This is a genomic window from Thermocrispum sp. (genome assembly GCF_002919275.1).
Classification (GTDB): Bacteria; Actinomycetota; Actinomycetes; order Mycobacteriales; family Pseudonocardiaceae; genus Thermocrispum; species Thermocrispum agreste.
In genome coordinates this window covers 72,968-84,391 of the sequence record NZ_PKFA01000049.1, presented here as the reverse complement: position 1 = coordinate 84,391, position 11,424 = coordinate 72,968, and the positions used below count along the sequence as shown (strand labels likewise).

The window sequence follows — 11,424 nt, the reverse complement described above, 5'->3', positions numbered from 1 at the left end:
ATGGCCTGCCCGGCTGCCGAGTGGCCCGCCGCCCGGCGCCTGCACCGATGCGCTCGCCGCGTCGCTCGCCGATCTGCTCGTGGTGACTGCCACCCGTTACCGCCCGATCCCCGCATAACGCGGCACCGACGACGGGGCGAGCGCCCGCCTGCCGTCCACCACCAGCGGATTCGCTCCGAGGCCGGACAGCACCTCCGGCAGCCGCTGATACTGCTCCCACCTGGTGACCAGCACGACCGCATCGGCACCTTTGACCGCGACCGGCAGATCCGCCACGTGCGTGACGCCGGGGATGCCGGCCACGGCCTCGGCGCCGACCACGGGGTCGTGCACCACCACGTCCGCGCCCCTGCTGCGCAACTGACGGATCACCGGGAACGCCGGCGAGTGCCGGGTGTCGTCGGTGTCCGGTTTGAAGGCCAAGCCCAGAACCGTCACCCGGCGGCCGGCGAGCCCGCCCAGGGCACGTTCGGCGATGTCGGCCAGTCGCACGGGCTGCTCGTCGTTGACCGCCGCGACCGCCTGCAGCACGCGCAGCGGCGAACCTGCCTGCTCGCCCAATGCGGTCAGCGCGGCGACGTCCTTCGGCAGACAGCTCCCGCCGTAGCCGCATCCGGCCGCGAAGAACGCCGCAAGGCCCGCCGGGCCCGGCGATTCCGCGGTGAGGTAGCGCGACAAGTGCACGCCGCGCATGACCTCCGTGGTGTCCACGCCGCCCAGCGCCGCTCCCAGGTTGGCCAGCTCGTTGGTGAACGAGATGGCCGTGGCGAGCATGGCGTTGGAGGCATACTTGATCATCTCGGCGGTGCGCGCGTTGGTCTGCACCAGCGGAGTGCCCGCGAAGCCCGCGTACACCTCGCGCAGTGCCGCTACCGCCAGGTCGTCGCCACCGATGACGATGCGGTCCGGGTCGAGGAAGTCCGCGACCGCCTGGCCCTCGGTCAAGAACTCGGGATTGGCGCCGACACCGAAGTCCTGCCCGGGCCGCAGCCCGGACGTCTCCGCCAAGACCTCCGTCAGCGGGCCGTCGGTCGTCCCAGGCACCACGGTGCTCTTGACGACCACACTGCTCCCCGGCCGCAATGCGCCGCCCACCTCCGCGGCCGCGGCGGTCACGAACGACGTGTCGATGCTGCCGTCCGGCCTGGCGGGCGTACCCACGCAGATGAACGTGACGTCGCTGCCGCTGACGGCGCCGGCCAGGTCGGTCGTGGCGGTGAACCCGGCCCCGATGTGGTGTGCCAGCAGGTCGTCCAAACCGGTTTCGAAGATCGGTGCCCGGCCGGCGTTGATCACATCGACCCGAGCCGCGTCGACGTCCACGCACACGACGCGATGCCCGTGCTCGGCCAAGCCCACGCCGGTGACCAGCCCGACGTATCCGGCTCCGATGACGGCGATCCGCATCATTGCTCCGTCCCGCCGGGATTGCCGGCATACCACTGCAACGTGCGCCGCAAGCCCTCTTCCAGGCCGACCCGCGGCCGGTAGCCGAGGGCGCGCAGCTTGCCGATGTCCGGGCAGCGCCGGTTGGGGTTGTCGACCAGGTAGGCCGACTCCGGGCTCGGCTGGTGCGTGACGGCGAGCTGACGGCCGGTCAGCTCCCTGGTGACGTGCGCGATCGCGGTGGCCAGCTCGAGCATGGAGATCTCCGGGCCGTCGATGCCCACGTTGTACGGTTCGCCGTCGCCGCCCTTGAGCAACGCCAGGTAGTAGCCGGTGACGGCGTCGGAGACGTAACAGAACGTGCGGCGCGGGGTGCCGTCCGAACGCAGCACCAGGTCGCGCCCGGCCAGCGCGTCCCGGCACAGGTCGGCGATCACCCGGCCGTCGGTGATCTTCATGCCGGGGCCGTAGTTGTTGAACGGCCTGGCCATCCGCGCCGGCACCCCGAACTGCTGCGCGAAGTTGACGCACAGCGTCTCGCCGAACCGTTTCGACTCGTCGTAGCAGGCCCGCGGACCGGTGCAGGAGACGAACCCGCGGTAGGTCTCCGGGGTCGGGATCGCCGCCGGATCCGGATCGCCGTAGATCTCGCTGGAGGAGAAGAACAGCATCCCGTCGAAGCGGGCCCCGGCGGCCAGTCGGCTGGCGGCGTAGTCGAGCAGGTTGCGCAGCCCGGTGATGTTGGCGTCCATGGTCTCGATGGGGTGCGCCCGGTAGTACGTGGGTGACGCGATGCCCGCCGCGTGGATGACGTAGGCGACGTCGCCCATGTCGTCCGGGAGCGGTTCCCGCACGTCGTGCGGCCGCAAGGTGACGTCGTCGCGCTGCGCGAGCCGGTCCAGCCATGGCGGCACGCCGCGGATGTAGTTGTCGAACACCGTGACCGCGATCGGCGGCGCGCCGGGGTTCAGGTCGTTCCAGGCCAGCGGCAGCTGGACCAGGTAGTAGCCGAGGAAGCCGGCGCCGCCGGTGATCAGCAGCCGCCGGCCGGACATCCTGGCCAGGTCGGCGCCTGCGGCTGCCAAGTCGGCAAGCATGATGGCCAGGTCGGCGGCGCACACCTCGTCGGCTCGCATACGGGCGGTCACGCTGGGCGCAGTCATCGTGTCAGGTGCCTTTCAGCCGTTCGTCATGGTTCGCGGGTCGGGTTCGATCACCCGGGGACTCGGTTCCAGCAGCACCCAGCGGCCGCCCCGGCGTTCCACCTCGGGCAGCCGGGCGCGGACCTCGGCGAGCATGTCGGGCACGAACAGCACCACGTCGTCCGGAGCCAGTGCGACCAGCTCGTCGGGTGCGATGATCGGTACCCCGGCCCCGGGGAACCGCCTGCCCTGCTTGGCCTCGGAGGCGTCGGCGACCGCGGGAAGCAGGTCGGGGCCGATCCCGGCGTGGTTGAGCAGCGGCACCGCCCGAGAGGCCGCGCCGTACCCGATCACCGTGCGGCCCTGCGCCCGCTCGGAGGCCAGCCAGCTGCGCAGCACCAGTGCCGACTCGGCGGCGGAGGCGGCCAGGCCGCGCAGCACGTCCAGGTCGCCGACGCCCGCGGCCAGCTCGTCGTCGATCAGATGCTGGACGGACGGGCTCACCGGGCCTTGGCGGCGCGCGGCCAACAGGACGGTTCCGCCGTAGAGGTCGAACCACCACGCGGCCACGGCGCGCAGCCCGACCGATGCCAGCATCCCGGCCACGGCGGGCGTGGACAGGTAGACCGGATGACCGTGCCGGATGGTGTTCCACTGCTTGCCCCGCAGCACCGCGGCCAGGGAATGGAACTGCACCAGCAGCAGGCCGTCCGGTTTGAGCTCGGCGGCGCGCAGCCGCAGCGCGGCGGCTTGGTCGGCGTCGTGCATCAACCCGAAGCTGTCCACCACGACGTCGGCCTGCCCCCCGGCGGCGGCCCGGATGCCCCTGGCCTCGAGCAGCCCCAGCCACGATCCGCCATGCGGGCTGCTGTGTTCGAGGGCGACCCCGCCGTCCGGCAGCAGCCCGGCGGCGTGTACCGCGGCCACGGCCTGCTCGGCCTGGCGGACCAGCGCCACCGGCTCGACGCCCCGCGGCTCGTCCGGCTCGGTGGGATCCTCCGCCAGCTGGGCCAGCCGGCAGGCGGTGCAGACCCACAACCGGAGCGGGTACACCGGGTCCGGCTCGGCGGCGTCGGCAAGCGGGAAGTAGTCGCAGGCCGGCTGCATGCCCAGGTCGGCGACCACCGCACCGTCCACGCTGCCGCAGAACCGGCAGCGGACTTCCCCGTTGGGCACCGTCATGACGCACCCACCCGGAGGGTGACTTTGGCGGCGTGGAAGGCTTCGGCGTATCGCTCGCCCGACTGCACACCGCGCACCCTGGCCAGGCCGCGGAAGGCTTCGTCGTCGAACCATGTCCGGCCGCGCTGCGAGCCGTAGTGCCGGTGCAGGATGTCGAGCTTGTCGGCCAACACCTGCTCCGGCAGCGCCACGTACAGGTTGGGCTGGGCCAGGTCGCCGTCCCACTTGAGGATCTCGTAGCCCAGCGCCTGGTGCGCCCGGAACACCGTCGGCACCAGCTTGGCCAGCGCCCGGTGGTCCTGGTGGGCGTCGTGCGGCGACGGCGCCAGGATCAGGTCCGGCTCGCACCACGGCCGGACGGCTTCCAGCGCCTCCTTGGCGCGCAGCCACTGCGCGGGAACGCGTCCGTCCAACAGGTCGAGCACCGTGACGTCCAGCTCGGCCTTGGCGCACAGCGCCGCCAGGGCCATCCGCTCCTCGGCTTCCCGGTCGGTCCCGGCGCCGGACAGCACCAGGGCGGTCACGCGCATGCCGGGGTTGGCCCGGCACAGCTGCAGCACCGTGCCGCCGCACCCGATGGCGATGTCGTCGCAATGTGCCCCGAGCAGCAGGAGACGATCCACCCGCCCGAGGGCCGCGGGCCCGGTCACCGCTCGGTCAGCTGCAACGCGGGCAGCTGCTGCGGCTCGGGGTGCTTGGGCGGCGGGTCGGCCCGGCCGTGCTCCCACAGCATCCATGGTCGGTTGCCCGCCGCGTAGGCGGCGTCCAGCGCGGCGCGTTCCTTCACCGTGTCCGCGGCTTGCCAGAAGCCCCGGTACGGGTAGGCCAGCAACCGGCCGCGCTTGGCCAGCTCGGTGCACACGTCACCGACCAGGTCGCCGTTGGGCGGCAGGTAGTCGAAGATCTCCGGCCGGAGCACGAAGTAGCCCCCGTTCTCCCACAGCGGCATGGTGGAGACCTCGATGATCTGGTCCACCCGCGACTCCTCGCCGAGCTGCACCACGTGGAAGGCCGACTGCGGCGGCACGGCCAGCAGCGAAGCTCCCGCGTCGGAGGCGGCGAACCGGTCGATGATGTCCGGCAGGTGCGCGTCGGTGAGCACGTCGGCGTAGTTGGCCAGGAACATCTCCTCGTTCTCCACGTAGCGGCGCACCCGCCGCAGGCGCTCCCCGATCGGCGAATCCAGCCCGGTGTGGACGAACGTGATGGTCCAGTCGCTCATGTCCGACGTGAGCATCTCGACGTTGCCGTCGCGCAGGATGAAGTCGTTGGACGCCGTCTCCGAGTAATTGAGGAAGAACTCCTTGATGTGGTCGGCCCCGTAGCCGAGGCACAGCACGAAGTCCTTGTGGCCGAAGTGCGCGTAGTAGCGCATCACGTGCCAGATCAGCGGACGCGGGCCGACCATGGCCATGGGCTTGGGCAGGGCGGACACCCCGTCGCGCATGCGCATGCCATAACCGCCGCAGAACAGGACGACTTTCACGGCGCTACCTCCACTACTTCCAGCTGCGGGATGGCGAAGACCAGGCGCCCGCCCCACGCGCCCACGTAGGCCAGTTGCTCGGTGAGCTCTTCCCGCAGGTTCCAGGGCAGGACCAGCACGTAGTCCGGGCGGTCGTGCGCGATCCGCTCCGGCGGCAGGATCGGGATGCGGGTGCCGGGGGTGAACCGGCCGTGCTTGTAGGGGTTGCGGTCGACGGTGTAGGCGAGCAGATCGGTGCGGATACCGCAGTGGTTGAGCAGCGTGTTCGCCTTGCCAGGGGCCCCGTAACCCACCACGCGCTTGCCGTTGCCTGCCGCTTCGATCAGGAACGCGGTCAGGTCGCGGCGGACCTTCGCCACGGCGGCGCCGAAGCCGGCGTATCCGGACAGCTCGTGCAGCCCGGCCGCCTTCTCCGCGGCGAGCACGTCGGCGACTCGGCCGCTGGGCTCGCCTGCGACCTCCACCGGGCGGGCCCACAGCCGGATCGAGCCACCGTGCGTGTCGATCAGTTCGACATCCACCAGGGCCAGCCCGCCACTGGCCAGCGCCCGCTGCGCCGATGCGACCGTGTAGTACTGGAAATGCTCGTGGTAGATGGTGTCGTACTGGTTCCGCTCGATCAGCGTGAGCAGGTGCTGCACCTCGATCGAGACCCAGCCGTCGTCGGCGACCAGCGCACGCAGGCCGCGGGTGAATCCGACGACGTCCGGGATGTGCGCGTAGACGTTGTTGGCCACCACCAGGTCGGCCGGGCCGTGTTCGGCACGCAGCGCGGCACCGGATTCCGGGGTGAGAAACGTGGTCACCGTCGGTACTCCCTTCGCCCGCGCCGCTTCGCCGACGTTGACCGACGGTTCGACGCCGAGGCACGGAATGCCGCGCTGCACCACGTGCTGCAGGAGGTAGCCGTCATTGCTGGCCACCTCGACCACGAACGAACGGTCGTCGAGTCCGAGGCGTTGCACGGCGTTGTCGACGAAGGTGCGCGCGTGCGCGACGAACGAGTCCGAGTAGGACGAGTAGTACGCGTACTCGGTGAAGGTCTCCTCCGGCGTGATCAACGGTGGGAGCTGGGCGAGCAGGCAATCGGTGCATACCCGCAAGTGCAGCGGGTAGGTCATTTCCGGCTCGTCCAGTTGCTCCGCGGTGAGGAACAGCTCGCACGGCGGTGTCGCCCCCAGATCGACCACGCTGGCCAGGGCCGCGGATCCGCACAGTCGGCAGCTCGTCATGTCAGTACGCCCCTTCGCCGCCGATGACGGCCCGTAGTGTCTTCCACAAGATCATCAAGTCGAGTGCCAGCGACCAGTCCTCCACGTAGCGCAGGTCGAGCCGCACCGACTCCTCCCAGGACAACTCGCTGCGCCCGCTGACCTGCCACAACCCGGTCATGCCCGGCTTGACCAGCAGCCGTCGCCGCACGCTCGGGGCGTACCGGGCGGTCTCCTCCGGCAGCGGCGGCCGCGGGCCGACCAGCGACATCGAGCCGGCCAGCACGTTGAACAGCTGCGGCAGCTCGTCGATCGAGTAGCGGCGCAGGAGCCGGCCGACCCTGGTGACCCGCGGATCGCGGCGCAGCTTGAACAACAGCCCGGCGCCTTCGTTGACCTCGATCAGATCGGCCCGCATCCGGTCGGCGTCCGGGACCATGGTGCGGAACTTCAGCACGGTGAACGGCACCCCGTCCTTGCCGATCCTGCGCTGCTTGAACAGCACCGGGCCGCGGCTGTCCAGCTTGACGGCCACCGCGGTGACCAGCATCAACGGGGACAGCAGCAGCAACAGCACCAGCGAGCCGACCCGGTCGACGACGGATTTGACCAGGCGGGAGAATCCGGTGAACGCCGGCTGGCTGACCCGCAGCAGCGGCATGCCGAGCACGCCGGAGATGTGCAGCCGTGGCCCGGCCACCTCCATCAGGCCGGGCGCGATCACCATCTCGGTGCCGGTGCCCTCCAGGTCCCAGGCCAGCCTGCGCAGCCGCTCCGGCGTCCAGTACTGGTCCGGGGTCACCGCCACGATCCGGTAGCCACCGCGCTTGACGTGCTCGGCGACGTCGGTGAATCTCCCGACCACCGGGACCCCGTCGATCTCGGTGCGCTCGTCGCTGCCGCCGTGGACGGTGCAGGCCGCGGCCACCCGCCACCCCACATGGGGCGCCTTCTTGGTGCGGTCGATCAGGTCGGTGATGGATTGGTGCGTGCCGGTGGCCAGCACCGGCAGCAGGCATCTGCCCTGCTTGCGCGCCCGGTGCAGCCAGCGCCTGGCCAGGTAGCGCTGCGGGAACACCAGCAGCGCGATGGCCGGGACGACCACGAACACCCAGAACCGGGCCCCCGCCGGGCTGCCCGCCGCCAGCAGTGCCACGTTGAGCGCGACGATCGACGCGAACAGGCCTTTGCCCAGCCTGCCGAACTCCTCGGGGCCCTGGCCGAGCACCACCGGATGCCACACCCGGCTCAGCCCGAATGCGAGCATCACCGCGCCGACGGTGAGCACCTCGAGCGTGATCAGCGAGGGCAGGCCGAACAACGGTGTGACACCCCAGTGCGGGTGCCGCGTCTGCATGATCGCGCCGACGACGACCACCACGACGACCGTCGCGGCCAGATCGGCGGCGATGATCCACTGCCGGTACCGACGCTCCCACGCGGTGACCGGCGGCCGGAACGACCGTGAGTAGAACGCCTCCCGATCCAGCCGCGGCTGAGCCGGCACGGTGGGCGTGGAGGACTCGACACGGTCACTCATCGCCACGCCCCTTCCGCCCGGCGAGCACGCGCAGCGCACGACCGGGCATCAGCTCCTGTGGAATCCCGGCGGCGAAACCAGATCCTCGACCCCGCGGTTCACCGCCTTGCCTGCCTCCAGATTCGCGGCTTCACCCGAAAGAGTTACGCGGGAAGGAATGGGATTTTTCGGACTATCTCGGCGCGACAGCGGGATCGGTCGCCGGAGTAGCGGCACACGAACCACGCAACCACCGGCGCCAAGGTCACCGATCCGTACTCGGGCGCCAAGGTCACCGATCCGAGCCCAGGGCCACCAACCGCCACGTCCGCCATCCGGGCGCCGGCCGAGAACGTGCTCCGCGGGCGGCTCGACGTGGACGACCAGGGCACCTGCGGTCAGGAAGCGCATCACGCCGCAGTCGATCGTCCACGGGCGCATGGCTGACCCCAGCTCCGCGGTCTTGGAGATCTTCTTCACCGCCGATCGTCCACGGGCGCATGGCTGACCCCGGTCCCGCCCAGGCCGCATGGGCGGTATCGGCGATCGGTCCACGGGCGCATGACTGACCCCCGCCGGCCATCAGCGGTCACAGCTTCCTGTCGCAGGAATCGGCATCGATCGGCTCGCGAGCAACCGTTCGACCGAAATCCGAGTGTCCACCGCCCGCCCCAGCGCGAGTCATACCGAATCGACCGATGCCCGGTTCACCTTGCTCGCACCACCCAGTGGCAAGCGGTCGGCTGCGCGCCGGAGCGATGCTTCCGGGCAGGCACACGCACCACGCAGCGCGTACCGCAAAGATCAGGCGCTCTTCGCGCCGGGCCACGCGTCGGCCAGCAGCTGGCGGGTCTCCCCCAGCAGCTGCGGCAGCACCTTGGTGCGGCCGATCACCGGCATGAAGTTCGAATCGCCTCCCCACCGCGGGACCACGTGCTGATGCAGGTGGGCGGCGATCCCGGCGCCGCTGACGTAGCCCTGGTTCATGCCGATGTTGAACCCGTGCGCGTTGGACACCGACCGCACCACCCGCATCGCGGTCTGAGTCAGCTCGGCGACCTCGGCGGTCTCCTCCTTGGTGAGGTCGGTGTAGTCGGCGACGTGGCGATACGGCACCAGCATCAGGTGCCCGGGGTTGTACGGGTACAGGTTCAGCACGGCGTAGGCGACCTCACCGCGGAAAACGATCAATCCCTCGGCGTCGTCCAGCTGAGGGATGCGGCAGAACGGGCAGCCCTGTGGCTCGTCGCCGTCCGGCTTGTTCTCGCCTTTGATGTAGGCCATGCGGTGCGGCGTCCACAGTCGCTGCAACGCGTCCGGGACGCCGACACCGTCCTGCACCTCGTGCGCCCCGCTGTCCTGCATAGCCACCGATCGTAGTCAGCCGACCGTGAAGTTCTCCGCGCTCGGGGAGGCGTTCTCCCTGCGCTCGATCCACCCGGCGATGGCGTCGACCGCGGAGTCCACCGGAACGCCGTTGACCTGGGAGCCGTCCCGGAAACGGAACGACACCGCGCCCGCCTCGACGTCCTTGTTGCCCGCCAGCAGCATGAACGGGACCTTGTGCGTGGTGTGCGTGCGGATCTTCTTCTGCATCCGGTCGTCGCTGACGTCCACCTGCACCCGCACCCCGCGCTCGCGCAGCCGCTGGGCGACACCCTGCAGGTGCTCGACGTGCTCGTCGGCGATCGGGATACCGGCCACCTGCACCGGGGCCAGCCACGCCGGGAAGGCCCCCGCGTAGTGCTCGGTGAGGATGCCGAAGAACCGCTCGATGGAGCCGAACAGCGCGCGGTGGATCATGATCGGACGCTGCCGCGACCCGTCCGGCGCGGTGTACCGCAGGTCGAACCGCTCCGGCTGCTGCAGGTCGACCTGCAGCGTGGACAGCTGCCACGAGCGGCCGAGCGCGTCGGTGCAGTGCACGTCGATCTTCGGCGCGTAGAACGTGCCCTCGCCGTGCCCGATCCGGTACGGCAGGCCCGCCCGCTTGAGCGCGGCCTCCAGCGCGGCCTCGGCCCGCTCCCAGTCCTCCAGCTCGCCGAAGTACTTCTCCGGGCGGGTGGACAGCTCGGCGGTGAACTCGGTCAGGCCGTAGTCGCGCAGCAGGTTCAGCACGAACTCCAGCAGGCTGGCCAGCTCGTCCTGCAGCTGGTCGGGGGTGCAGTAGATGTGCGCGTCGTCCTGGGTGAACCCACGGACCCTGGTCAGCCCGTGCACCACGCCGGACTTCTCGTACCGGTACACCGAGCCGAACTCGAACAGCCGCAGCGGCAGCTCCCGGTAGGACCGCCCGCGCGCCTTGTAGATCAGGTTGTGCATCGGGCAGTTCATCGGCTTGAGGTAGTAGTCCTGCCCCGGCTTGCGCAGCTTCCCGTCGGCGTCGTACTCGGCGTCCAGGTGCATCGACGGGAACATGTTCTCCGCGTAGAAGCCGAGGTGGCCGGAGACTTCGTACAGCTGCGACTTGGTGATGTGCGGGGTGTAGACGAACTCGTAGCCCGCCCGCTCGTGGGCCTGGCGGGAGTAGTCCTCCATCGCCTTGCGCACCACGCCGCCCTTGGGGTGGAACACCGCCAGGCCGGAGCCGATCTCGTCCGGGAAGCTGAACAGGTCCAGCTCGGCGCCCAGCTTCCGGTGGTCCCGCCGCTCCGCCTCGGCCAGCAGCTCCAGGTACTGCTCCTGCGCTTCCGGCGACTCCCACGCGGTGCCGTAGATGCGCTGCAGCTGCGGGTTGCGCTCGTCGCCGCGCCAGTAGGCGGCGGCCACCCTGGTCAGCTTGAACGCCGGGATGTGCTTGGTGGTCGGCACGTGCGGCCCGCGGCACAGGTCGGCCCACACCGTCTCGCCGGTGCGCGGGTCGACGTTGTCGTACATGGTCAGCTCGCCGCCGCCGAGCTCCATCACCTCGGAGGTGTCCACCTGCTCCTTGGCGCCCTTGAGGTCGACCAGCTCGAGCTTGAACGGCTCGTCGGCCAGTTCGGACTTGGCGTCGTCGACCGACGGCAGCACCCGGCGGGAGAACCGCTGCGCGGACTTGATGATGCGCTTCATGCGCTTCTCCAGCCGCTGCAGGTCCTCCGGCGTGAAGTTGTGGTCGATGCCGAAGTCGTAGTAGAAGCCGTCCTTCACCGGCGGCCCGATGCCCAGCTTGGCCTCCGGGAACTCCTCCTGGACGGCCTGCGCCAGCACGTGCGCCGCCGAGTGCCGGATGACGCTGCGGCCGTCCTCGGTGTTGGCCGCGACCGGCTCCACCTCGACGTCGGTCTCCGGCACCCACGACAGGTCACGCAGCACGCCGTCGGCGTCCCGCACCACGATGATCGCCTCCGGGCCCTTGCCGGGGAGCCCGGCCTCCCGGACGGCGCTGCCCGCCGTAGTGCCCGCCGGCACCACCACACGCTCGGCGGGTGCAGCTGCGGACGAGTACGGCTCGGACACGATGACTCCTCACGACGGGAAACTCCAAATGCGGTACTGCGGATGCTAGTCCCCGCC

Annotated in this window: 10 protein-coding genes; all 10 read right to left on the bottom strand. The window is 70.4% G+C overall.

The genetic code is table 11. The annotated features are described in order from the left end of the window. Nucleotides 1-96 precede the first annotated feature (96 nt). Nucleotides 97-1,407, bottom strand: coding sequence for a UDP-glucose dehydrogenase family protein (locus tag CXP56_RS11570; protein ID WP_028846238.1), 1,311 nt, complete (start codon nucleotides 1,405-1,407; stop codon nucleotides 97-99). Continuing rightward, nucleotides 1,407-2,549: an NAD-dependent epimerase/dehydratase family protein gene (locus tag CXP56_RS11565; RefSeq protein ID WP_028846239.1), complete on the bottom strand. Its 1,143-nt coding sequence runs from the start codon at nucleotides 2,547-2,549 to the stop codon at nucleotides 1,407-1,409. The genes CXP56_RS11570 and CXP56_RS11565 overlap by 1 nt, the downstream gene beginning before the upstream one ends. 15 nt (nucleotides 2,550-2,564) lie before the next feature. After that, nucleotides 2,565-3,710, bottom strand: coding sequence for a methyltransferase C-terminal domain-containing protein (locus tag CXP56_RS11560; RefSeq protein ID WP_028846240.1), 1,146 nt, complete (start codon nucleotides 3,708-3,710; stop codon nucleotides 2,565-2,567). Further along, entirely contained in the window at nucleotides 3,707-4,333 is a 627-nt protein-coding gene (locus CXP56_RS11555) for a PIG-L deacetylase family protein (protein ID WP_286901069.1), read from the bottom strand. Before CXP56_RS11555 ends, CXP56_RS11560 begins: the two co-directional genes overlap by 4 nt. 23 nt (nucleotides 4,334-4,356) lie before the next feature. Next, nucleotides 4,357-5,196, bottom strand: a complete 840-nt coding sequence (locus tag CXP56_RS11550) for a sugar phosphate nucleotidyltransferase (RefSeq protein WP_286901067.1) — start codon at nucleotides 5,194-5,196, stop codon at nucleotides 4,357-4,359. Next, entirely contained in the window at nucleotides 5,193-6,428 is a 1,236-nt protein-coding gene (locus CXP56_RS11545; RefSeq protein ID WP_028846242.1) for a class I SAM-dependent methyltransferase, read from the bottom strand. The genes CXP56_RS11550 and CXP56_RS11545 overlap by 4 nt, the downstream gene beginning before the upstream one ends. Before the next feature lies 1 nt (nucleotide 6,429). Continuing rightward, entirely contained in the window at nucleotides 6,430-7,947 is a 1,518-nt protein-coding gene (locus CXP56_RS11540; protein ID WP_051309537.1) for a sugar transferase, read from the bottom strand. Between the two features lie 48 nt (nucleotides 7,948-7,995). Continuing rightward, on the bottom strand, nucleotides 7,996-8,406 hold the full coding sequence (locus tag CXP56_RS11535) for a hypothetical protein (protein WP_156899052.1): 411 nt from the start codon (nucleotides 8,404-8,406) through the stop codon (nucleotides 7,996-7,998). 324 nt (nucleotides 8,407-8,730) lie between these two features. After that, on the bottom strand, nucleotides 8,731-9,291 hold the full coding sequence (locus CXP56_RS11530) for an HIT family protein (protein ID WP_028846244.1): 561 nt from the start codon (nucleotides 9,289-9,291) through the stop codon (nucleotides 8,731-8,733). A gap of 15 nt (nucleotides 9,292-9,306) precedes the next feature. After that, nucleotides 9,307-11,367 (bottom strand): threonine--tRNA ligase, encoded by a 2,061-nt coding sequence (gene thrS / locus CXP56_RS11525; RefSeq protein ID WP_028846245.1) that lies wholly within the window; start codon nucleotides 11,365-11,367, stop codon nucleotides 9,307-9,309. Nucleotides 11,368-11,424 lie beyond the last annotated feature (57 nt).

Coding starts and splice junctions, on each gene's coding strand:
- CXP56_RS11530 (WP_028846244.1), bottom strand. CDS start 9,291: ATGCAGGACAGCGGGGCGCACGAGGTGCAGGACGGTGTCGGCGTCCCG.
- CXP56_RS11560 (WP_028846240.1), bottom strand. CDS start 3,710: ATGACGGTGCCCAACGGGGAAGTCCGCTGCCGGTTCTGCGGCAGCGTG.
- CXP56_RS11565 (WP_028846239.1), bottom strand. CDS start 2,549: ATGACTGCGCCCAGCGTGACCGCCCGTATGCGAGCCGACGAGGTGTGC.
- CXP56_RS11540 (WP_051309537.1), bottom strand. CDS start 7,947: ATGAGTGACCGTGTCGAGTCCTCCACGCCCACCGTGCCGGCTCAGCCG.
- CXP56_RS11570 (WP_028846238.1), bottom strand. CDS start 1,407: ATGCGGATCGCCGTCATCGGAGCCGGATACGTCGGGCTGGTCACCGGC.
- CXP56_RS11545 (WP_028846242.1), bottom strand. CDS start 6,428: ATGACGAGCTGCCGACTGTGCGGATCCGCGGCCCTGGCCAGCGTGGTC.